At 34.0% G+C, this 22985-nt stretch carries 18 protein-coding genes and 1 pseudogene; 8 read left to right on the top strand and 11 right to left on the bottom strand.

The window, feature by feature from the left end:
* Nucleotide 1: 1 nt before the first annotated feature.
* Entirely contained in the window at nt 2-793 is a 792-nt protein-coding gene (gene lgt / locus AB3210_RS01995; protein WP_007301947.1) for a prolipoprotein diacylglyceryl transferase, read from the top strand.
* Nucleotides 794-1007: 214 nt separating this feature from the next.
* On the opposite strand, the gene AB3210_RS01990 is transcribed toward lgt, so the two are convergent.
* The 4 genes from AB3210_RS01990 to AB3210_RS01975 all read right to left on the bottom strand — a co-directional run bounded on the left by AB3210_RS01990 (nt 1008) and on the right by AB3210_RS01975 (nt 5621).
* Nucleotides 1008-1550, bottom strand: coding sequence for a hypothetical protein (locus AB3210_RS01990; protein WP_007301948.1), 543 nt, complete (start codon nt 1548-1550; stop codon nt 1008-1010).
* An 84-nt stretch (nt 1551-1634) separates the two neighbouring features.
* Nucleotides 1635-2162, bottom strand: coding sequence for a phospholipase D family protein (locus tag AB3210_RS01985; protein WP_007301949.1), 528 nt, complete (start codon nt 2160-2162; stop codon nt 1635-1637).
* Between the two features lie 40 nt (nt 2163-2202).
* Nucleotides 2203-3690, bottom strand: a complete 1488-nt coding sequence (locus tag AB3210_RS01980) for a UbiD family decarboxylase (protein ID WP_052264652.1) — start codon at nt 3688-3690, stop codon at nt 2203-2205.
* Between the two features lie 47 nt (nt 3691-3737).
* Nucleotides 3738-5621: a DUF3857 domain-containing protein gene (locus tag AB3210_RS01975; protein ID WP_052264651.1), complete on the bottom strand. Its 1884-nt coding sequence runs from the start codon at nt 5619-5621 to the stop codon at nt 3738-3740.
* 339 nt (nt 5622-5960) lie between these two features.
* On the opposite strand from AB3210_RS01975, the gene AB3210_RS01970 reads away from it, so the two are divergent.
* The 3 genes from AB3210_RS01970 to AB3210_RS01960 all read left to right on the top strand — a co-directional run bounded on the left by AB3210_RS01970 (nt 5961) and on the right by AB3210_RS01960 (nt 9141).
* On the top strand, nt 5961-6701 hold the full coding sequence (locus tag AB3210_RS01970; RefSeq protein WP_052264650.1) for a DsbA family protein: 741 nt from the start codon (nt 5961-5963) through the stop codon (nt 6699-6701).
* A 191-nt stretch (nt 6702-6892) separates the two neighbouring features.
* Nucleotides 6893-8494, top strand: a complete 1602-nt coding sequence (locus AB3210_RS01965) for a hypothetical protein (protein WP_230609265.1) — start codon at nt 6893-6895, stop codon at nt 8492-8494.
* Nucleotides 8495-8547: 53 nt separating this feature from the next.
* Nucleotides 8548-9141 (top strand): TIGR02217 family protein, encoded by a 594-nt coding sequence (locus AB3210_RS01960; RefSeq protein ID WP_010405410.1) that lies wholly within the window; start codon nt 8548-8550, stop codon nt 9139-9141.
* Nucleotides 9142-9214: 73 nt separating this feature from the next.
* Here the strand turns inward: AB3210_RS01960 and AB3210_RS01955 are convergent, their stop codons facing one another.
* Nucleotides 9215-9988 (bottom strand): hypothetical protein, encoded by a 774-nt coding sequence (locus AB3210_RS01955; protein ID WP_052264649.1) that lies wholly within the window; start codon nt 9986-9988, stop codon nt 9215-9217.
* 194 nt (nt 9989-10182) lie between these two features.
* A complete protein-coding gene (locus tag AB3210_RS01950) occupies nt 10183-12852 on the bottom strand; it encodes a 2-oxoglutarate dehydrogenase E1 component (RefSeq protein WP_007301957.1) in 2670 nt (889 codons plus the stop codon).
* A gap of 392 nt (nt 12853-13244) precedes the next feature.
* Here AB3210_RS01950 and AB3210_RS01945 point away from each other — a divergent pair, with 392 nt between their 5' ends.
* On the top strand, nt 13245-14612 hold the full coding sequence (locus AB3210_RS01945; protein ID WP_007301958.1) for a hypothetical protein: 1368 nt from the start codon (nt 13245-13247) through the stop codon (nt 14610-14612).
* Nucleotides 14613-14619: 7 nt separating this feature from the next.
* Here AB3210_RS01945 and trpS read toward each other — a convergent pair whose 3' ends face one another.
* The 5 genes from trpS to AB3210_RS01920 all read right to left on the bottom strand — a co-directional run bounded on the left by trpS (nt 14620) and on the right by AB3210_RS01920 (nt 19502).
* Complete coding sequence (trpS, locus tag AB3210_RS01940) at nt 14620-15618, bottom strand: tryptophan--tRNA ligase (RefSeq protein ID WP_019236630.1); 999 nt, start codon at nt 15616-15618, stop codon at nt 14620-14622.
* Nucleotides 15619-15633: 15 nt separating this feature from the next.
* Entirely contained in the window at nt 15634-16194 is a 561-nt protein-coding gene (locus AB3210_RS01935; RefSeq protein ID WP_007301960.1) for a nucleotide exchange factor GrpE, read from the bottom strand.
* Between the two features lie 62 nt (nt 16195-16256).
* Complete coding sequence (locus tag AB3210_RS01930) at nt 16257-17243, bottom strand: polyprenyl synthetase family protein (protein ID WP_052264648.1); 987 nt, start codon at nt 17241-17243, stop codon at nt 16257-16259.
* 10 nt (nt 17244-17253) lie between these two features.
* On the bottom strand, nt 17254-17568 hold the full coding sequence (gene rpsP / locus AB3210_RS01925) for a 30S ribosomal protein S16 (RefSeq protein WP_006015540.1): 315 nt from the start codon (nt 17566-17568) through the stop codon (nt 17254-17256).
* Nucleotides 17569-17702: 134 nt separating this feature from the next.
* On the bottom strand, nt 17703-19502 hold the full coding sequence (locus tag AB3210_RS01920) for a peptidylprolyl isomerase (RefSeq protein WP_052264647.1): 1800 nt from the start codon (nt 19500-19502) through the stop codon (nt 17703-17705).
* Nucleotides 19503-19691: 189 nt separating this feature from the next.
* Between AB3210_RS01920 and AB3210_RS01915 the strand changes: the two are divergent.
* From AB3210_RS01915 to rho, 3 genes and pseudogenes are all read left to right on the top strand, one after another.
* Nucleotides 19692-20464: pseudogene (locus AB3210_RS01915) on the top strand (IS5 family transposase).
* A gap of 103 nt (nt 20465-20567) precedes the next feature.
* The gene (locus tag AB3210_RS01910; RefSeq protein ID WP_007301964.1) at nt 20568-21173 is read left to right on the top strand and encodes a cell cycle transcriptional regulator TrcR; all 606 of its coding nucleotides are present in this window, start codon (nt 20568-20570) and stop codon (nt 21171-21173) included.
* Between the two features lie 194 nt (nt 21174-21367).
* Nucleotides 21368-22774 (top strand): transcription termination factor Rho, encoded by a 1407-nt coding sequence (gene rho / locus AB3210_RS01905; protein WP_052264646.1) that lies wholly within the window; start codon nt 21368-21370, stop codon nt 22772-22774.
* Nucleotides 22775-22985: the final 211 nt, after the last annotated feature.

The raw sequence follows: 22985 nt of genomic DNA, 5'->3' as shown, positions 1-22985 counted from the left end.
TATGTCTTTAAGTCCAGTTATTTTTAGCATCGGTCCTGTTTCTATATATTGGTACTCTTTAGCATATGTTTTGGGTATAGTTTTTGCATATTGGTATTTACATAAGCTAGACAATCAAAAAATATTTACTAAGAATTTTTACGATTCGTTATTAACAGCCGTTATTATAGGCATTATCCTTGGAGGTAGGCTTGGGTACGTATTGATATATGATCCAGTTCTCTATATAAGCAATCCTATCGAAATACTAAAGACCTGGGAAGGAGGTATGTCATTTCATGGCGGTGCTATAGGAGTTTTGCTTGCAGTAATAATCTCCTGTAGAAGACATAACATTCCTATATTTTACACACTGGATCTAATTTCTTGTGGAGTTCCGATAGGTTTACTTCTAGGCCGCATAGGTAATTTTATAAATGGAGAGTTATTTGGCAGGGTTACAACTATGCCGTGGGGTATGGTATTTCCAGAAAGTGGTGATAATTTATTGCGCCATCCAAGCCAACTTTATGAGGCATTTTTTGAAGGAGCGCTACTTTTCGTAGTTGTAAATTCACTATTTTACTTGAACAAAATGAGATTGTATTATGGTGCAACAACTGGAGTTGCAGTTATGTTGTATGGAGTAGCACGTTTTATGGTTGAATTTTTCCGCGAGCCAGACTATCAAATTGGCTATTTATGGTTCAATTTAACTATGGGACAGTTGCTTTCTATACCTATGATTTTGTTGGGAATGCTTATATATTTAGGTGCGTTGAATTTTAGGTTTAATACAAAATCTATTCAATAGACAAGAGGTAAGTTGAATAAAAAAATATAGTAGAAGTTTATCTACTACATAGCATGTACAACTGTACGAACTTTTCGTGTTGCAGAGAATAAACGTGAGGGCACAAACCTTTTGTTGCATAGCTATGAAACAAACTTAGTAGCTACTGACCAAATTCATTATTAAGTAGATATTCATTTTTCAACAAAATCCCCTTGATTTAGAAGCTACTCTATTAAAACATATTTTTAAACTTTTGCCAAAACCCTGGTTTATTATCATTAACCTTTGTGAAGGCTATGTTTAAACTGTATCTTGGATCGTTTGGCACATCATATCTAATATTCAGTATTGAAACTTCGTTTTTATTATGAACAGAAACATCGTCATATGATAACTTTGTCGTGTAGCACTTTATATGCTTTTGCTTATCATATACTATATCACCTGATTCCCCTTCTAGTTCTACAAATTTAGTTTTTTTCTGACATTCTTTTATTTTTATTAGATCCTTGTCTAGTGATATTGAAACCGGTAGTGTATTACCAGCATACTCTTTAGCTAAAAGCTCACTTTGAGGATACATTTTTATTTCCCTTCCAAAATGTGAGTCTATAAAATTATTGCTCCAAAATTTGTCTCCAGAATGTACATATTTGTCAGTAGCATACGGTACACCACCATAATTGCATTGAACTTTGTAATCTCCAACACCATTATTTTGAAAAAAATCATGAATGGCAGCGTAACTATCAGCAGCATCATTTATGTAGTCCATTACCTACCCCTTAAAACCTTTTAATTTATTATATCACAAGAAATTAAATCTATCAATAAAAAGACTTTTTTTGATATCAAGTATCTAGGGAGCATATTGATAGGATTGTGACATTCGTATTTCCCAGTTCTTCACATACTGCTGGACTAATTCAGGATAATTTTCAATAATTAATAAATTTTCAGCGTTTCCCTTTTCAGCTGTCTTACTGAGGTTAAACGATCCTGTGATGACTTTTTGATTATCAACAATTATTACCTTATTATGAGCAATTTTTGGCTTATTATCGATCCAAATCGGTATTCCATTTGAAAACAATTCGCTTATGACACTATATTTTGAATGGAGTTGTGATTTATCTAAGACGACTTTAACATCAACACCACGCTCTTTGGCGTTAATCAAAGATTTTGCAACTGTTCCAAGAGTAAATGTATATTCTTGAACTAAGATAGATTCTTTAGATTGGTCTATCTCGCTGATTATCGGTACAGCACAGTCTTCTTCAGGTGAGAAGCAAACTGTTGCTTTTGGGCAAGGCGAGAATGTAGGACCCACATAGTAATACAGAGAAAAACATGCTGACAAAAATAAAAGATATAAAAGCCTCACAAACCACACCTAAATACACGGCGGTAGTCTACATCATAGTTTAATCATCTGTCAACCCATATTCCTTCCACTTCTCTGTAACTTTCTTTATTATTTCCTCGCTCATTTCAATTTTTCTTCCCCATTCTCGTTTGGTTTCAGGTGGAAGTTTGTTTGTTGCATCAAACCCTATTTTACCTCCGAGACCACTTTCAGGGGAAGCAAAATCTAAATAATCAATTGGGGCATTCTCTATCGTAATTGTATCACGCACAGGGTCCATTCTTGTTGACATTGCCCACATCACCTCTTTCCAATCACGTATATTTATATCATAATCAACAACTATAATAAATTTCGTGTATAAGAACTGTTTGAGAAAAGATAGTGTGCCCATAACAATTCTTTTTGCATGCCCTGGATAAGCCTTTTTTATCGACACTACCGCTATTCTATATGAACAACCTTCTGGGGGCAGATAAAAATCTACTATTTCCGGAAACTGATTGATAAGAATCGGCACAAAGATTTCGTTGAGTGCTTCACCAAGAATTGATGGTTCATCAGGTGGTTTGCCAGTAAAAGTGCTGAGATAAATTGGATCTTTGCGCATTGTAATTGCAGTGATGTTAAACTCAGGAAACTGTTCAACAGCATTATAGTAACCGGTATGGTCTCCATATGGCCCTTCATCTTGGTAATTATCCAAACTTACATATCCTTCCAAAACAATTTCTGCATGAGCTGGAACCTGAAGAGGAATAGTTTTACAATTTACAAGCTCAAGTGGTTTTTTTCGCAGCAGCCCGGCAAATTGGTATTCTGATAAAGTCTCCGGCACCGGAGTTACCGCAGCAATAATTGTTGCAGGATCGCTACCAATCACAGCAGCCGCAGGAAACTTCATATTTTGTCCCCTCTCCTTCCACCGTTTATGGTGACCTGCACCACCACGATGTGCAAGCCAGCGCATGAGAGTCGTTTTTTTATTCACAACCTGCATACGATATATTCCAAGATTGAAATTATCTTGCTTGTCTGCTGTTGGTCCTTTTGTTACCACAAGTGGCCAAGTGATAAGCGGTGCAGGCTCGTTTGGCCAGCATGTCTGAATAGGTAGCAAACTAAGATCCACCTCATCCCCAGTTAGCACCACCTCTTGACATGGGGCTTTGCTCACAACTTTGCTCCGCATCGACAATACAACTTTTAGTAGAGGAAACATTTTCACAGCATCTTTGAAGGTTTTTGGTGGCTCAGGTGATCGCAAAAATGCTAGAAGTTTACCCAGATCCCTTAATTCATCAGAATTTATACCAAGTCCGAATGCAATTCTCTCAATAGTACCAAATAAATTCACTAAAACGGGAATTGAATTTTTGCCATTTTCTGTGACAACATTTTCAAAGATGATAGCTGGTCCCTTGTTTGACAAAACCCTACGATGAATTTCTGTCATTTCAAGAATAGTTGAAACTTCTTTTTTAATTCTAATTAGATCTTTTTTTTCTTCTAATGCTCTGATGAAGTCGCGTAAGTTATTGTACATATTTTAAAAATTTTAAGCCTTTTAAGAAGTGCTTTTCCCAGCACAACTCATTCACTTATTATTATAGAGGCTCTAGAAAAATTATTCTCCAATTCGCTTTTTAAGTTTTTATATTCAGCAGTCTTTAATTCTTCATTGGTAATAAAGCTTTTCTTTATGGTTATTAAATTGCTAAATTCGGTTCCATCATTTTGATATTTACAGAACCTATTTACATATAACCAAGGAGAATTTATTTCAAAATTCAAATTTTCACAATTTTTAATTTTGATATCTTTTATTATCATATGGCTTTCCTTAGTTTTAGGAACACCAATAAAAAGATCTGACACTTGGTCAGAAGCTGTATTGACAACATCATTAAGCCAATTATCTCCTAAATTCAAAGCAGGTCCTAGATTTGTCTTAAAAATCTTATTTTTTTGCTGAAACTCATATTTGATTGTAAGATCTTCTACATTACGTAAAGTAAGGTCAGGCAATTCTAAGAACTTCTTTTCTTCTTCATCAAGATATACTCCACTAATCATACGAAAAACAGAATCCCTTAATTGCTCATTTGAATAATACAATCCAACCCCTGTTAAGCCTAAGGCTGCTTCCCCTTGCACGGTAAGCTGGCCATATTCATTTACAACATTATCTTCTATAGTTAATTCACTATGGGATATCACTTTTGAATTTTCACCTTGTACAGCAGGAATTTTTATGTAATCCGCTTCCTCAGAATCGAGTACTAAAGCGTTTCTATCAGCAATGTCTGGAAAAATACCCTGTGCCATACTGACGGTATTAGTTGGATCGATCCAATATATTTTTCCATCTCTATTTGTTACTTTGAGCATCACATGATTAAAATTACCCATATTAGGTAATGCTTCAGGATTAGAAGTGCTAGTAGTTCCTCTCATAACTAAAATAGGTTGAACTTTATAACCAAGTTTTTGCAGAATAGCAGCCGTGCTAGCAGAAAAGTCTTTGCAATCCCCGACTTGAGAATCAGCAATTTTCTCCAAATCTCTCGGAAAAAATTTTCCTGACACTGTACGCCAGTCTCCCATGTACTGAACTTTTTCATTCAATAAAGAAGTAACTGCATTAATTTTCTCCTCATCGGTACTCTCATTGGCAGCAAATTCTGCTATAGCTTCAAAAGTTGCAGGAAGCGGCTGATTGATGACGCTATGATATCCAGGAGCTAATTTTTTAGCTAAATCCTCCCATTCAGATAAGCTTGAAAGTGATACCCAAGTGTTGTGTTTTATGTTCAATATTCCATTATGTGGTTCATTTGTTGTGTTTTCATAAACTGCTCTCTTTAAAGCAATGCTTATAGAATGTACATCATCCTTTTTTTCCTCAGCAATTTCTAATACGCTTCTTGGATCATTAACTTTAATCTCTAGAGGCAATTCAGAATTGATTTTAGTATTTTCTGCTTGTAAATAATCCCCATAATACGAAAAGCTCAAGCCATAAAAATTATCAACGGGAACCTTTTTGTTAACTTGCTTATATCTTAAATATACTTCCGTACCAATTTCTATTTTAGGGAATGAGATGGTTACTTGCCTTAACTGATCGAAACCTTTGCTAGGGCTAGCCAGCGGTTTATCCTCCATCATGTCTTCAGTTACTATATATTCTTCTCCGTTGTAAGTTGTTTTAGCCTCTAAAACAGTAAAATCTGCACTATCATCATTGTAAACAAGACTGTATAGAGAAAATCTATCACGCCCAGACTCCTTGAGTATTTTTGCTTGTAGTTCTACTTCCGTTTCGTAGGTACCATCTCTATTAACATTAATGTTAACATTAGAAAACTTAACCTCGACAGAAGCATCTTCGTACTTACTCCACCTTGCTTCAGCTGTCGAAGCTACAAAAAATGCTAACATTGCTAAGTTAAAGACAGCTTTTAAAAACCTCATTTTTTACTTACATTTATTGAAAAATCATTCTATTATATCCGAACAACACTATCGGAAATGTAAGACTTAGTGTGTTCATATTACTTAGCGACGCGCTTACCGATATTATATGCAGCGATTACAAGATAATCAACTTTTTTGCTTACAATTTGCTAGAAATAGCGGTAAAGACTATCTAAATCTTTATAAATGCCTTACTCTGCAAAATTTTTCATCACCAAATCTTATGATGAACTTTACAAAAATATCTTAAATTTCATTTTATAAAGTTTGCATTTCTTGATAAAAATGTTTTAACATTAAGCATTTCTTTAATATTTGTATTCTTTAACTAAGTATATGTCTAAGATACCATTTTTATTGATTTTTATACTTGCAGTAGCAAGTTTACCAGTAATAAACAATTGGCTTTCACACCGCAGTCAGAACTTAAATGATGATTATATAGGTGAGAGATTGGATAATTACATCAGTAAAAATTTTGATAGAGTTCTAAAAGCTCTCCAGGAAGAGTCAGCTAAAAATAGTTATGCTAATGCAACCAAAAATAAAATTTCTCAGCATAAAAATGAAATATTCGACTCCACTTATCCTTACTCGGGAAATGAAAATAGCAATATCATAGCTGTAGGTTTTTTTGACTATTCTTGTGGATATTGCAAAGCTATAAAGAACGATGTAAAACAATTGATCAATGATGGCAAAATTAAGTATATCTTTAGAGATGCTCCAATACTTGGTAACAATTCTTTAAAGGCAGCAAAAGGTGCTTTAGCAACTTATTTTATCGATAAAGAAAAGTACTTAGATTTTCACTATGCTGCACTAGATCACAGAGGAGAATTTTCAGATAAAACTATATTAGGTATAGTGAAAAATATAGGGATTAACGAGAACGATTTTAATAACTCTATGAAAAATAATGCAGACAAAATTGAGCAAATGATAAACAACAGCAAACTTTTAGTAAGGAATTTAGGAGTAGGCGGTACACCTTTTTTGATAATTGGAGATAGTCTTTTTGTAGGAGCAACTGATTTAAATGTGCTACGCAAAAAAGTGGATGAGTTAAAAGATTAATAAATTCCCTGCTTGACAGCATAAGAGAGTTTAAGTATAGTTAAGATATACTAAGTAACAATATGTATAGGCTACATATTAGTTCAAGAAAAGTAGGTGATGTTTGCTTGCAACACAGCACGACCTTAAGTAATTAGCCTTCCTAGGCTGATTAATCTATTAAAATACAATCATTATTTTGGAGTTATAACATGAAAAATTTCAACAGAAAACCAATTGCTCTTTTTCGGCAAGTCGAAAAAAGCACAAAATTAAGTCAATTTTTATTTAAGAATCTAGACTCTTTTTATTCTCAAAGGCTAGAAAGACTAGTTGATAAATTTCGGGCACAAAAAACAAAAAGAAGTAGTTTATTGAATGAGCTAAAGAGAGCTTATCCTGAAAAGCTAAAAATAGGAGCTTCTATATCAGAAGGAGATTGCTTTTTTGACTCCGTGGCTCAAGGATTGAATGAGCTAAATATAAAACCTGGTCATCGTTTTACCGCAAAATCATTAAGAGAAGATTGTGAAAATTATGCTAGAGCAAATGCAAATTCGTGGGTTTATAAAAAAATAACAGGAGATGCTGAAGAAGGAGGATATTTTGTAGGTGAAGGAAATTTGGATAGCAAAGTAATAGCGAAGGAAAGAAATAGTGAAGATGAAAAAGGCATATCTGCACAAACAGACTGGTGTAAAGGTGAAGAAATAATAACCAAATATACAGAAGAGGAGTTTTTCAGCTGGTTACTAGAGGAATATCGTGAAGATAGAGAAGGGAAGATTTTAGAGATTTTGAAAAGTAGATATGGCACAGATAATGATTTGTTACTAGAAGACTATAACGAATATGAAACAAGTAAAGATAAAGAAGAAGAAATAAGCGAAGATGAAGAAGAAATAAGCGAAGATGGAAAAGAAAAAGGAGAAAAAGTTACTATTAAGCCAGATAATTCCAAGTCTTTTTCTAAATATCTAAACAACATTAAAAATATGTCTACAGAAACTAATTCTCTAGCTATATGGGGTCGTCCAGAGATTGAAGGGAGAATGATATGCGACAAGTACAAAGTGGAACTTTATATTTATTCAATAGAGGAAGATAGTCAAAAAGTTACGGTAACTAAAATTACAGGACATGATGATGATCCAGAAGTTTTTATACAAGATATAAATCTCAATCAACTAGAGATAGATAGTAGCAAAAAAACTGTAGGAGTAGTGAATTACATGAGGCATTTTGTGCCACTTCTTAGCAAAATCCCTTCTGATATAACAGAAAATCAATCAGTTTCTAATGAAGAAATCTTTGGTGAGGTTACAGAAGCTTCTGCTTCTGATCAATCAGAGCAAGAAGAACAATATAATATCAGAACTAGCAAATCAGCAATTGTGCAAGATCATGAAACACAAAAAGAGAGAATTAATACCAGCGCTAGTGAGCCAATTCATACAGATACAGTAATTACTATTTCTCATCAACAAGGGCAAGAAACACAACAAGAGGAAATAGAAAAGAAATTAATCAATAGTTACAGAAGAGAAGCTATTTATAGCATAGCTGCTGTAATAACAGCTATAGCATTCACAGCATCTGCTATAGCTGCTGTTTTTACTCAACCAATGCCTTTAGCATGTCTTGCTGGAGTTGCTTTAGCCATTGCATGTGTTTGTGTATATCAGTTAACGCAGAGTCATCAAGACATTAACGAACTGAAAGGTAAGGTAGGAGAAAACAACACCTTTACTTTTCTAGAAGAAACGGGATTTAAAATTTATAGCCTGATTGATAAAGCAGCTTCAAAAATTTAAGATCTTTCCTACTTCATCTATATCAACTCAACTTTATTTTTACAGGAGGGCATATGTCATTTACAGAAATTAGATTTCCAGAAAATATATCTTATGGCTCTACTGGAGGACCTGAATTTTCCACTGACGTTGTAACAACTCATAATGGTTGTGAGCAGCGCAATATCAATTGGTCTCGTGCACGTGCCAGGTATAACATAGCTTATGGAGTTAGGTCAAACGAGCAGCTAACAGAACTCATAACATTTTTTCAGGCACGAAAAGGTAAAGCAATAGGATTTCGTTTTAAGGATTGGTCAGACTTTACCGTTATCAATCAAGAAATTGGCATAGGAGACGATAAAAAAACGATCTTTCAACTGATGAAAACTTACATAAGTGGAAAAGACAAGCATACACGAACTATTAAAAAGCCAGTGCATGATACAATAAAAATTTACCTAGATGGTGAAAAGACAGAAAAATATTCAGTGAATTATTCAACTGGAGAAATAGCATTTATGAAACCACCAGCAAAAGGCACAATAATCACCGCAAGCTTCGAATTTGATGTACCAGTACGATTTGATACAGATTACCTAAACGCTTCTATTGATAACTATGGCAGCAATAGCTGGAACAATATTCCCTTGGTGGAAGTGAAATAAAGTTAAAGTATGCTCCATAAAAGTTAAGCGATACTGAGGCTCATATTTAAATGAGCCTTGCACATTTTAAAGTCTATCGCCCATTACAATGTTCCACACTCGAAATTTGAGGAAATTCTAATGTAGTGTTTTCTCTTTCTTGTAAAATAGAAAGTTTTAATAATTCTTTTAGAACTAACTTTACAAGTGTTGTACCATTTTCCTTAAAGAGGTAGTCCATCCTATTGGTTTTCTGTATGTGATTGACAAAATTTCTAGCTTCCTCATTAAAAGCCTCGATTGTGTTGATACAAGATAATACTAAATTCGAGCTATTTATTGCTAAAATTCCATTTACGAAAATATCTAATTTTGTTTTATCTTCAGTCAAATCTTCAGCTAACCTATTTCTAATATCATCATTCTCAAACAAAATGTACTCTAGGTACGAAGCAGACTCAATAAGTATAAAGTCTTCTAAAGGTACTGATTCTAAACATTCGTCAATATAAGTAAGTATTCCAAACTCAGTAATACACCCTTCTTTTCTCACAACATAGCACTTAGGAAGACCACGATACATTGATAGCAAAGAAAAAAGACGTATTATACTTGTACCTCTATCTTTCATTTCCTCGAGAAGCTTTCTATCATTTATTAGTTTGTGCAAAATGTAATCCGTAGCAGAACCTGGTTTACGAAAACGAAACATATTATTTTCTGCAAAAATAGCCTCAGCTAATTCGATAGACTTTTTATCCTCATCTATAAAAGCCTTTTTGTCTCTATTTAACCGTATGATTTTAGCCTTGCTATCGCTGCGTAGTCTAGTTTGCCCTATTAGCCTCTCAAATATTTCTGTCTTCATATATATCTTAATATAGTTAATATTAATATTAACTATATTAACTATATTAAGAAAAATAAATGAAAATGTTAATAAATATTATACTTTTATAAAAAAATAAAAGTCTTTTTATATTTGTATAAGTATATAAAAGGTTTGATTGTTGTAAGTTATCTAAGTGCTAGAGTCTAATTAATAAGTCTGCTTGAAGCCGCTCAGTGTTTGTACAGTTGTACCTGCGCAACTTGCTTCAAAATTTCTGCTTGTTGCTGAGCATGGATATTAGCATAACCACATGCAGGAGATGCAGCAGCAGGTCTTGCAATGCACTTAGGTCTTTTTGCTTGAGCATTGAGGCCAGACAATACCTCTTCTATCAATGGGTTGACAAAGAACCATCCTCCCATATTTTTTGGTTCCTCTTGACACCATATAATTTCAGCGTTCTTATATTTTTCGAGTTCATTGTTTAGTTTATCGGCCGGGAATGGATAAAATTGTTCTAAACGCACTACTGCTATATCGTTTATTTTTTGTGCTTCAAGCATTTCAATTATGTCGTAATAAACTTTACCACTACATATTACAACTTTACGTATTTTATCACTTGCAACTAAACCTGTTCTACACTCTGGAATTACCGTAAGAAATTTTCCTTCAAAGTCAGAAAGGTTAGAAACTGCGCTTTTATGACGCAATAGTGATTTAGGTGTAAACACCACTAAAGGCTTACGAAAATCTCGATTAATTTGTCGGCGTAAAGCATGAAAATAATTCGCAGGAGTAGAGCAATTAACCACCTGCATATTATCCTCTGCACAGAGCTGCAAAAACCTCTCTATACGAGCAGAACTATGCTCAGGCCCCTGCCCTTCATAACCATGAGGCAAAAGTAGAACTAGACCACTTGACCGCAACCACTTTGTTTCTGCAGATGAGATAAATTGGTCGATCATAATTTGCGCGCCATTTGCAAAATCACCAAACTGCCCTTCCCAGAGCACAAGTGAATAAGGAGAATCAAGGCTATATCCATATTCAAAACCCATCACAGCATACTCAGATAGTGCGCTATCTATAACTTCAAAGCGAGCTTGCTTCTCACTTATGTTGTTCAGTGGAATAAACGTTTCTTCTGTTACTTGATCAACAAGTCTTGAATGACGGTGCGAGAAGGTACCGCGACCAGAATCTTGTCCTGACAAGCGCACTCCTATTCCTTCTTTAAGCAATGACGCGAATGCAAGACTTTCACCAGTTGCCCAGTCTATGTTGCTACCGGAATTTATACTGTCTATTCTGCCATCAAGTATTCTTCTGACTTTATTATTGAGATTAAAACTACTTGGAATATTGCTATTTATGTGTACACCCAATTTTTTTAGCTCATCTGGTGAAACACCAGAGTCCGTATAATATTCACTCAAATCGTTCAACTTTGCTCTCCTGAGTTTTAACCACACTCCATCAAACCAGTCAGCTTTCTTCGGAGTATAAGTCGTTGACTCAGTAAGGCTTTTATCCAATCTTGTTCTAAATTCGCTGCGTAATTTACTTACTTCATCGCTACCTAGCACTTTCTCTGCAGTCAGCTTCTCTTCGTACAGCGTGCCTGGAGTTTTATGCTTTGATATTGCTTTATACATAAGTGGCTGAGTAAAATTTGGCTCATCGCCTTCATTATGGCCATATTTGCGGTAGCATATTATGTCAATCACCACATCCTTTTTAAATTTCTGCACATACTCCATTGCCAAATTCGCAACAAAACTCACAGCTTCTGGATTATCTCCATTAACATGAAATATTGGAGCTTCTATTGATTTTGCTACATCAGTGCAATAAAAAGATGAGCGTGCACAATTAGGATTTGCAGTAAAACCAACTTGGTTATTAATGACAATATGCACGATACCACCAACTTTATAACCTTCAATGTTGCTCAAAGTCAGGGTTTCAGCAACCACTCCCTGCCCGATAAAAGCTGCATCACCATGAATTGATATGCCAAGCACAGATCTCGTATTTTGTTTTGCTCTTACTCTTCCAGCTAGAACCGGATTTACCGCCTCAAGGTGAGATGGGTTAGGACATAAACTTAAGTGTATTTTTTTACCACCAGCAAGTGCTCGATCAGAAGAGTAACCAAGGTGATATTTGACATCACCAGACACCTCAAGACCACTTGGATATGCAAGGTTGCCTTGAAATTCAGACAGCATTGCCGCATAATCTTTTCCCATCACTTTGGTTAGAACATTGAGCCGTCCTCGGTGGGCCATACCAAGAACTATTTCTTCAATACCAAAAGCTGCAGAATCACTAATAACTCTTTCAATTGCAACAATGGCTGACTCCCCACCTTCGATAGAAAAACGCTTATATCCAGGAAATTTCATATGGAGAAATTGCTCGAACATCTCAGATTCAATCAAGTGCCTTAGTATTTCTTTTTTATCCTGAGGGCTTAGCGTATAGACCTGATTTTCAATTTTCTCCTGCAGCCAAACTCTTTCCTCATAAGAGGAAATATGCATAAATTCAAAACCGATATTCTTGCAGTAAATATCTCTGTAGATTCTAGTGTCACTTGTAGGAGAAAGATTCAAGTATTTTTGATAATCTATTTCCTTATTTACATGCGGTGATAATGGATTTAAGTCTGCAAAAAAGTGACCATAAAATCTGAAAAAATTTGCTAAATCATCAACATCTACCTTAGCTTCATTCTGTGCCCTGCAGGGTTCTGCTTTATTAACTTCTAAATTGCTCGAAAAAATTCTGTGCCAATCTTCTCCAATTGATTTATCGCCTTGCAAGTAACGGCTATAAATTTCTTCCACAAATTCGACATTATCGCCATAAAGGCAGCTTAAATTCGACATAATCACTACAAAAGATATCAAATACTTATAAGTATAACTTAAGTTTTTTAAAAAAGAACTCCTTTAGTTTCTAATTATTAAGTTATACAAACACTGTAATCCGAGTTTTCCAGAAAGGGTGTCATTCTAGACTGACATCTAATCTTTCCATAAATGCTGTATTTCAACATAAAACAACTATACTCATCAACTTGTGCCCAATCATAATTCCTAGATTCCAGTGTTAGCTACTTGTTTTTTGGATTTCTATACTATTGCTGATTGAAGATTATTGAAATTTTTTGCACATTAAGGAACGCAAGCGTTTATGAGTCAGAGGATAAGTCATATAACATTTACTCGGTCTTAATACTTTGAATTTATATTTAAGTAAACGATAAACAGTAATTGGTATGAGTGATCTATTTAAAAGTGACAATTATGATAAAAATCTCAATTCTTTGATAAGAGTCATAAAGCTGAAGGATACAAAAAAAATTAATGAACAATATGATGAAACACTGAAAGATTTATCTCAAGCTCTGAAGAATTTTACAAACAACGCAAAAGATGTAGCCAAATTTGTTATATATAGCGACTTGAATAATTATGTAGAACCTTTGAGCACAAAGCCACTCGGTTTTATTGGAACATTAAAAGGGATATTAGATAGAGTCTTGGGAAAAGATATTCCAACTAATGATAATGACATAAAAAATTTTGTTGGTGATGAATTATCAGGTTTCACTATAGAAAAAGCAGCCGAATACACAAATATTTTAAGTACAATTAATCTATTCAAGAAAGGACTTAAAGAAATTTTAGATTCGAAACAGAGTGGAAAAGGCAATAAAGAACATAAATCATACGAAGTAAGCACGGAAAATAAAACGACATCAAAGCAGAAGGAAGATACTCCTAAGCTGCAAAAAGGAAAACAGCCGGCAGGAAAATCAGGTATGAAGAAAATAAAACGGCCAACAACGGCACCTCCGCCACCTCCTACTGCCTCAAAAAAGGTACACTTTAAACCAGAAATAGAGAATGTATCTCCTGAAGATTCAGGCTATGAAAGTTCATTAAGTGAAGAGTCTGGAAATGAGGAAATATCAAATTATCAAGAGAAAAGTAGTAAATCTTCAACAAAAGATTCGGAAGACTCAAAGTTAGCTAAAAAGGAGCCAACTCACAAAACGAAACCTAAGAAAAATGCAGGAACAAGAAGAGGATATAAAAAGAGACAGGCTCCAGAGCCACCAGCGCTAAACGCTACCAATCAAGAAATTAAGCAAGAAACTAAAGAAGATAAATCTGAAATACTGTCAAATCCTAAAAGGCTAGATATTGTTGATCAACAAGTGAGCACGAAACCAATAATAGTAGAAGTGACTTCGCAAAAATCAGCTGAAAGTAAACCAATCCTGAAAAAATCTGCTGATAAAGCATCATCAGAAGTAAAAGCGGTTATTATAAAAGAAAAAGTAAATAGCAAGAAGGACGGTAGAGTAAAGTCAATAGTAGGAAAGTTTGAGCAAAATCAAGTTGCTAAGAGCAAAGCCACCCCTGCAACACAAGCAGATATCGGTATGAAGAAAGATCCTGCACCATCGCAAGAAACTGCCTCCCAATCTCACTCATTTCCGGTAGGAAATAAAAGATCTAAAATGAACCCCATAACAGCAAAGTCCGATTCTAAACTTCCGGTTAGTAAAAAACCTCTTCTCACTCATGTTAGTGTAAAGAAAATAGCTGCACGATTTGAAAGCCATGGGAAGAAATAGTTGTAACCTATTGAACAAACCCTATAATATCCTTGATCTTTTTTATATTGTTATTTGCAATCTCTGCTGCTTTTTCTGTACCTTCTTTTAATATTTTATGTAAATGGAGCTGATCCCTCAAAAGACCGTTCAACTTCTCACGTATGGGTGATATAACACTGATGATTAAGTCAGCTAACTCTTTTTTAAAGTGTTTCATATCATGTTTATTCACTTCTTCACACACTTTTTCCACATTTAAATCACTAAGCACTGAATAAATGTTTACCAAATTGTTTACTTCTGGACGGCACTTTAAAGTAGCAAAATCAAAGCCTAGAATTGAATCTGTTTTTGCTTTTTCTATTTTCTTGACAATCAAGTCATCTGTATCGTCAAGGTTAATGCATGAGTATTCTGAAGAATCAGATTTGCTCATCTTGCTTGCTCCATCTCTTAAGCTCATTATTCTTGATGTGCAATCCAAAGTTAAGATTTCAGGTATGATGAAATGACTACATTTATAATGATTGTTAAAAGCTGATGCAATATCACGTGCAAGTTCTAAATGCTGTTTTTGATCATCGCCAACAGGAACATATTTAGTTTGATACAGCAATATATCCGCAGCCATAAGTACTGGGTAGCTATATAACCCAAGAGAAGCTTTTTGTCTATCGCTTCCAGCCTTATCTTTAAATTGAGTCATACGATTAAGCCAACCAATTGGTGTATAGCACCCTAGCAGCCAGCCCAATTCTGCATGACCACTAACTGCGGATTGATTGAAAATAATCGACTTTTCCGGATCTATTCCACATGCAATATAAGTTGCTGCTGCTTTAAAAATATTATTTTTTAATTCATTTGCGGGAAGCTTATTTGCTGTGATTGCATGCAGATCAACAACACAAAAAAGAGATTTATATTTATCCTGCAAGCCTATCCACTGCTTAATTGCACCAAGATAATTGCCCAAGTGTAATACTCCACTTGGCTGAATACCTGAGAAGACAACTTCTTCCATACCTTGAGTGTTTTATTAGTTACTTTCGCAATCAGCAGATTTTTTAGAAAGAATAACCATTGCAGGACGAAGCAACCTATTTTTAATGGTATAACCAGTTTGTAGTACTTCTACAATAGTGCCAGGCTCTTTTTCATTATCTTCTCTTTCCACAACAGCTTGATGTAAATTGCTGTCAAAAGAGTTACCTATTGGATCTATTTCTTCTATTCCATGTTTTTTTAGATCACTCACAATCTTTTGGTGCGCCACTTTTATTCCTTCATGAATAGGATCACCATCTTTCAAGTTTTCCATTGCTTTTTTTAAATTGTCACAAGAGTCGATCATATCACGTGCAAATTTTGTGACTGCATAATCACTTGCATCACTAATTTGCTTTTGCATTATACGTTTAACGTTTTCATTATCCGCAACAGCGCGACGTAAATGATCTTCAAGCTGAACTGCACGTTCTTTTAATATATTAAGCTCTTCACTTAAATCACCTGTTTGCTGATCTTCTTGATCATCCCCTTTTCGTTTACTGACCATATCTGCAAATTTCTTTTTTTTCTCTTTATTACTATCTGACATATCATTCACCCTTACAAACTTAATAAATATATAACAATCAATCTAAAAATATCAAGCGTTAGCTATCCTTGTCTTTCTATGCTTGCATTTAAAAAGTCAATCAAAGCAGTTTTATAAAGAGAATCAGAAAAAGTATCAATATTACTTTGCGCCATATTAATATAGTGTTTAGCTTCTTCCATAGAAACATGAATGGCATTATGATGATTAATATATTGTAATGCTTGGTCAAAATTGTGTCTAGCTGAAGAAAAAGATTTCTCCCAGAATTTTTGTTCTGATGAGCTGCCTTTTTCATATGCTATAATAGAAGGTAAAGTGACTTTACCTTCAAAGAAATCTTTTCCAAGTTGCTTTCCTAAAGTGCATTGATTAGCAGTATAATCTAGCACGTCATCAATTATTTGGAATGCCATGCCAAAATTAAACCCGAAATTCCTTAGCCTCTCTGTTTCGTCACTTGTGGCTCCAGATACTACTGATGCAGCCTCGGAGCATGCAGAAAATAAAGATGCTGTCTTTTCTCCAATGATATTAAAATAATTTTTCCTAATTGTGTTAGGGTCAAAACGCGTTGTCATCTGCTTTATCTCACCCTTGACAAGCAAATTAGATGCCTTAGATAAAATAGAGAGAACACTTAAATTCCCACATTCTATAAGCCATCTAAATGCTAAGGTCAATAATAGATCACCAACTAAAATGCTTGATTTATTCCCCCAAATTTTATTTGCTGTTGCAACTCCATGGCGTGCCTTACTTTCATCAAGCACATCATCATGAAGTAAAGTAGCGTTGTGTATAAATTCTACCGATGCAGCAATGTTGACCCTACTCTCTCCAGAGTAATTCAGCATTTTACATATAATAAAAATGAGCTTAGGCCTTATCTTTTTTCCTCCTGAATTAATAAGATGAGATGTAATATCGGTAGCAAGCTTAGTACCTTCATCATTGACATTTTTGAAGATAAAGTCATTCATAGCCAATAAATCAGAAGATACAATATCATCTAATTTACTACTTTTTGTTAAATCAGTGTTTAGCATTTAAGAGGACTTATGCTTCTTGCCCTTGTACTTTCTCAACTTTTTTCTTTTCTATTTTTTTCGATTCTGTTTCTAAATCTACTATGCCTTTTTTAATGAACCACATTACCCTTTCAGTTGCTTGCGCTCCTACACTTAGCCAATGTTTTAATCTATCAGCTTTTACCACAACACGATTTTTATTGTCTTTTGGCAACATTGGATCATATTGTCCTATTCTCTCAATAAAGCGCCCATCTCTTGGTGCTCGTGAGTCGGCTACAACTATCCTATAAAAAGGACGTTTCTTTGCCCCAAACCTTGCTAACCTTATTTTAACTGCCATGTCAACCTTTATTCATATATTAATTACAATTTAAATACAATAAACAGCTCAAGTCAAACTAATTGTACCTCTTTTACCTAAAAATACAATATAGCCCCCTCTAATCACTCATAAAAGGAAGATAATAAACTTTTTTATATATCATCAATCATAGCATGATTAACTTCTACTCTATACTTTGATTTTAGATAGCTAATTAACTGTTCCTTTAGCGATATCATCACACGTTTTCCGGTGTCAAGCATGTTTAATTTACCATTTGATGAATGCATTTGTTTTAGAACGCCTATTATAATTTCATTATTGTATTGAATAGGATCTGTTACCGAATTAGTTGTTTTCATATTGAAAATCTCTTCTATGAAAGAAAAAGGGTAGTTTTGTTCATTGCGTTGTATTTGCCGGCCTTTAACCAATTTTATACCTTGCATTTCTTCCAAATCTGTCTTTTCTCTTAGTTGAACTGCTACTTCTTGTCCCATTTTAAACATTCTTTCTTTTATAAATTCACTACGCCAAAGCTTTATGGCTGATTCCCTACTTTCTTCAAAATTTTGTAATTTAGGAGGAACGATATCACTGATTTTTACACCAACAACAGTATCTCCAACACCCTTAAAATAACTCTTCTGATCTTTCTCGCGTGAAAAAATGAAAGAAATGAAATCACTGGAATTTCCTACTTCATTACCACTTTGGTCTTTTCCACTAGCATCTACTGGACCAATGGTTTGTATAGGTAAATTGTAATTATTGGAGATTTCTTCAATCGTTGCACCATTGTATATCTTATAATTCACTTGATTTATGAAATCATTGACTTTTTCAAAAGACTTTTGATTGGTTAAAACTGACCTTATGTCTTTTTTTAAATCAACCAAGTCTTCATCAGAGATTTGATGTATGCTTTCTACCTTTATTACGTGCCATCCAAAATTGCTTGTTAAAACTTCACTTACTTCACCTGTTTTGAGAGCAAATACCTTTTCTCTCATATTTTCAGGTAAGAAATCCTTAGTTATATTATTTACTCTGGTTTCATCGAGTTTCACTTTATTAAACTCTTCTATTATTTGTTCAAAGCTTGCTTTACTTTCTTCAAGTGCTCTTCTTGCTATTTCAGCTTTTTCTTTGGTAGGAAATATCACATTGAATATGTCTCTTTGATTTTTAAGTTCCTGATGTTCTATTATACTATCAACCTCTTCATCTGAAATTCTGATTTGATCTTCAAAATATTTTTGATCCAGAGAAATGTATTGCGCAGTTCGATACTCAGGGTAATAAAAATTGGACTTATTTCTTTCATACAAATCAAGTAAGGCTTGATCATCTGGTTCAGGAACGTCTGTAATTGCATTCTCAGTTATTTTAACAATATCAACTACTCTAGTTTGGTAGCGATTTTTGTATATCTGCTCATCAACACTCTCACCAAAAGTTACCGGATAATTATCTTTAAATAACGAAGTCATGAACATCATTGCAGGCAGGATTTTCTCTAGTTTTTCTATATATTCCTTTTCTGTTATATGCAGGCTATTTAGAGTTTGATGGAATTTATTATGGTCAAATTCTCCTTTATCGTCCTGAAAGTACTTGGTATTTTTTATGTGGCTTTTGATAGATTCTTCTCCAACTTTTAATCCAAGTTCGCTAATTAGGTTAAACAATAGTTTTTGCTCTATAAGTGCGTTAAGTAAATCATATTTCAGCTTTTTTACTTGTTCTTTACTTACATCAGATCCAGAAATTTGCTTTTTATAATTTTGATATAGTAATTTATATTCATCTGATGTTATAACTTCCTTTCCTACTTTAGCTAATTCTTTCCTTTCATCATCATTTGATAAAAGATTGCCAATCCCCATAAAGATTAATAAGCAAACTAAAAGGAGAACGATTGCCTTGGTAAAAAAATTTCTAATACTCATTGTAAACTTAGTTAACTAACACTTAAATTTAGAATAGCAATAATTTAATATTTGTAAATCTATTAACAAATTAGCTAATATATGTAATATTGTAGTGTATTAAATTGAATGGAAGCTTATATTAACCTAAGAGCCTGTAAGTGATCTCTGAATATGGTAAGATGAGGTATAGTTGACATGAGGTAAAGTATGAGGAATACATATCCAAGTGACATAAGTTGTGAAAAATTCGAAAAGATTAGACTAATTTTAGAAAGCGTGCGAAAGAAAACAAAGCCAAGAAGATTAGGTTTATATGAGTTATTTTGTGGTGTGCTTTATGTACTAAAAAGTGGCTGTCAATGGCGAATGCTTCCAAAAGAGTTTCCAAGATGGCGAAATTTTTACGATTACTTCAAGAAATGGAGTAAAAAAACGAATGAAGATAGAGAAAATGTTCTAGAAATTGTCTTTAAAAAAATTGGTTGGAGAGAACAGTGGTCGAAATACCAAAACAAGCTTCTGCATCATTGATGCCCAAAGTGTAAAAAATACCGATACTGCTGAAGAAAAAGGTTATGATGCTGGCAAGAAAATTTCAGTAATAAAGCGTCATATCGCAGTTGATACACAAGGTTTGACACACGCAATTCATATAACAACGGCAGAAATAACTGATCGTAGCAGTGCTTTGACAATGGTTAAAAATGCTAAAGAAAGTCTCTCTGAAGTTAAAAACATACTGGTTGATGCAGGCTACACTGGAGAAAATTTTGCAACACAGATGAAAGTAACTATTGGTGCAACTGTTGAGGTGAAGCACCTTTGCTGTATTGCCAAAAAGATGGGTTGTTGAGAGATCTTCTTTTGCCTGGTTGGAAAAATGTAGGCGACTTTGGAAAAATTGCGAGCGTAAATTTAATACTAGCCTACAAATTTGCTTTTGCTTCTTTCCTCTTCAAAAGATTATGAACAGGTTCTAAGAGATAAGAAATATAAACCAAAAAGCCATTGGATGACAAAGTTAATGCTTTTTTAGTTTTAATGGTTTATATTTTATTTCTATAACAGCAAAGGAATATTAAAATGGGAGATGTTTTTTCGATGTCAATGGAATCTTCTAAAGACAATAAAGATAGAAATGAACAATTTCTCATGCAAGTAGCTGCTTGGTTGGTTGATAACACTAGCTTAACTTTTGATCAAATAGCACAATGTTGCAAGTTATCCCTTGAAAAAGTACAAGACATAGCTGATGAGGAAATAGAAGTTGAAAAGTATGACCCTATTATTTCTGAAATAATTACTGAAAAAGAAATCGATAATTGCAAAAAAAATCCAAATCGTGTACCAAATTTGATTATAAAAAATATGAAAAAAAGGGCAAAGACGATTAGCTTTCTTGCCTTTGCTTCCACAGCAAGGCGTAGAGATAAACCTAATGCGATTTATTATTTGGTAAAAAAATTTCCTATCTTGAACAATAATGTAATAGCTAAGCTAGTTGGTACAACAAATTACACAGTTGAGCAGGTAAGAGATAGATCTCATCATAACATACTCAATATCAAACCTCAAGATCCTGTACTACTTGGTTTATGTAGCCAGGAAAATTTAGAAGCGGAAGTAGAAAAAGCGAAAGTAGAAGAAGAGAAGAAACAAAGATTAAAAAATATAAATAATAGCTATTGATGATTCTCAAATTCTTGTACTTTGTTAATATTAAATTAACTTGACTTGTTAGTTTTTATCAGTATAATGCAAGTAAAGTATCTAGTTTAATAATAATTAAGTCTAAATACGCACTGAAAACTAGCTCAGCCTAATTTATTGTTTTATATTCACATTTTAGGTTAGTAAGCATCAATTAAAATTTTTGGAGGATTATGACAACAATCAATGAAGATGTCTTAGCAAAAGGAGGGGTTGTAGGTCAACCTGAAAAAAGCGAACAAATTCATAATGCTGACGCAGTAAAACAAATGACCAGTGAAGGTGATGAAAAAAACAAGAAAACATTGGACCTGAGCGAATTGAAAGAGAAAACAGCAGAAGAATTGTTAGAGCTAGCTGAAGAAAGAAAAATTTCAACTAGTGGTAAAGGCAATGGCAGGATGCTAAAACAGGAAATGATATTCAGTTTAATGAAGAAAATGAGTGAAGAAGGAGGCATAACCACAGGAAGTGGAGTAGTGGAAATATTGCCTGATGGTTTTGGTTTCTTACGTTCATCAAGTGCAAATTATGCTCCAAGTACCGATGATGTTTATATTTCCAATGGCCAAATAAAGAAGTTTAATTTACGTACAGGAGATATGGCATGTGGAGAAATAAGGCCACCTGGTGATAAGGAAAGATATTTTACTTTAACTAAGGTTCACAGTATAAACTCTACTGAAATCAGTGAATTAAGAAAGTACGTACATTTTGATAATTTGCTTCCGCTTTATCCTGAAAAAAGCCTCATCCTTGAAAACAACAGTAGCGGAGATAATAAAAAAGATATAAACATGCGTGCTGTAGATATAGTTACACCTCTTGGAAAAGGACAAAGAGCATTGATAGTTGCTCCACCTCGTACAGGAAAAACGATATTGCTTCAGCAAATGGCTCACTCTATAGCTACAAATCATCCTGAAATAGAACTAATAGTATTACTTATAGATGAAAGACCCGAAGAGGTGACAGATATGATACGCTCTGTAAAGGGTGAAGTGGTAAGCTCTACATTTGATGAACCTGCCTACCGTCATGTCCAACTTGCTGAAATAGTAATAGAAAAAGCTAAAAGAATGGTTGAACACAAAAAAGATGTAGTGATTTTGCTTGATTCTATAACTCGTCTTGCACGTGCTTATAATGCAGTCATTCCTTCGTCTGGAAAGGTTCTAACCGGCGGTGTAGATTCAAATGCGCTGCAAAGACCAAAACGCTTTTTTGGAGCAGCTCGTAATATTGAAAATGGTGGTTCTTTGACAATCATCGCTACAGCCCTTATAGAAACTGGTTCAAAAATGGATGATGTTATTTTTGAAGAGTTTAAAGGCACAGGTAATGCTGAAATTATACTAGATAGAAAACTTGCTGATAAACGTATATTCCCTGCTATTGATATTACAAAATCCGGAACAAGGAAGGAAGAGCTATTAGTTGATAAGGCCATACTAAATAAAATATGGGTATTGCGTAGGATACTTAACCCTATGGGATCTGTTGAAGCAATGGAGTTTTTACGTGACAAATTACTTTTAACAAAGAGCAATGCTGACTTTTTTAACTCCATGAATCACTAAAAGTAAGCCAATTCTGATGGAGCAAAAAAGCAAAGCTCTCTTATAGCTAAAATAATTTGGATTTATCAAAATATATTAAGCTGGCAATCTACCTTAAGTTGCTATTCCAACTTATAGCACTGATTTTGATCAAAAATTTTATGTAGTCAGTTTATTTACAATCGATTTTCCAGTGTCAGCCACTTAGATGACATCTTTTTGACTCTTAATA

The organism is Wolbachia endosymbiont (group B) of Scrobipalpa ocellatella, from assembly GCF_964188425.1.
Taxonomy (GTDB): domain Bacteria; phylum Pseudomonadota; class Alphaproteobacteria; order Rickettsiales; family Anaplasmataceae; genus Wolbachia.
This window is presented reverse-complemented; position numbering and strand designations above follow the sequence as displayed.

What these genes read in the sequence shown, in the direction of transcription:
- AB3210_RS01935 (WP_007301960.1), bottom strand. Translation starts at nt 16,194, where the DNA reads ATGTCAGATAGTAATAAAGAGAAAAAAAAGAAATTTGCAGATATGGTC.
- AB3210_RS01975 (WP_052264651.1), bottom strand. Translation starts at nt 5,621, where the DNA reads ATGAGGTTTTTAAAAGCTGTCTTTAACTTAGCAATGTTAGCATTTTTT.
- AB3210_RS01950 (WP_007301957.1), bottom strand. Translation starts at nt 12,852, where the DNA reads ATGTCGAATTTAAGCTGCCTTTATGGCGATAATGTCGAATTTGTGGAA.
- AB3210_RS01920 (WP_052264647.1), bottom strand. Translation starts at nt 19,502, where the DNA reads ATGAGTATTAGAAATTTTTTTACCAAGGCAATCGTTCTCCTTTTAGTT.
- AB3210_RS01970 (WP_052264650.1), top strand. Translation starts at nt 5,961, where the DNA reads ATGTCTAAGATACCATTTTTATTGATTTTTATACTTGCAGTAGCAAGT.
- rpsP (WP_006015540.1), bottom strand. Translation starts at nt 17,568, where the DNA reads ATGGCAGTTAAAATAAGGTTAGCAAGGTTTGGGGCAAAGAAACGTCCT.
- AB3210_RS01945 (WP_007301958.1), top strand. Translation starts at nt 13,245, where the DNA reads ATGAGTGATCTATTTAAAAGTGACAATTATGATAAAAATCTCAATTCT.
- AB3210_RS01980 (WP_052264652.1), bottom strand. Translation starts at nt 3,690, where the DNA reads ATGTACAATAACTTACGCGACTTCATCAGAGCATTAGAAGAAAAAAAA.
- trpS (WP_019236630.1), bottom strand. Translation starts at nt 15,618, where the DNA reads ATGGAAGAAGTTGTCTTCTCAGGTATTCAGCCAAGTGGAGTATTACAC.
- AB3210_RS01955 (WP_052264649.1), bottom strand. Translation starts at nt 9,988, where the DNA reads ATGAAGACAGAAATATTTGAGAGGCTAATAGGGCAAACTAGACTACGC.
- AB3210_RS01930 (WP_052264648.1), bottom strand. Translation starts at nt 17,243, where the DNA reads ATGCTAAACACTGATTTAACAAAAAGTAGTAAATTAGATGATATTGTA.
- AB3210_RS01965 (WP_230609265.1), top strand. Translation starts at nt 6,893, where the DNA reads ATGAAAAATTTCAACAGAAAACCAATTGCTCTTTTTCGGCAAGTCGAA.
- AB3210_RS01960 (WP_010405410.1), top strand. Translation starts at nt 8,548, where the DNA reads ATGTCATTTACAGAAATTAGATTTCCAGAAAATATATCTTATGGCTCT.
- AB3210_RS01910 (WP_007301964.1), top strand. Translation starts at nt 20,568, where the DNA reads ATGGGAGATGTTTTTTCGATGTCAATGGAATCTTCTAAAGACAATAAA.
- AB3210_RS01990 (WP_007301948.1), bottom strand. Translation starts at nt 1,550, where the DNA reads ATGGACTACATAAATGATGCTGCTGATAGTTACGCTGCCATTCATGAT.
- lgt (WP_007301947.1), top strand. Translation starts at nt 2, where the DNA reads ATGTCTTTAAGTCCAGTTATTTTTAGCATCGGTCCTGTTTCTATATAT.
- rho (WP_052264646.1), top strand. Translation starts at nt 21,368, where the DNA reads ATGACAACAATCAATGAAGATGTCTTAGCAAAAGGAGGGGTTGTAGGT.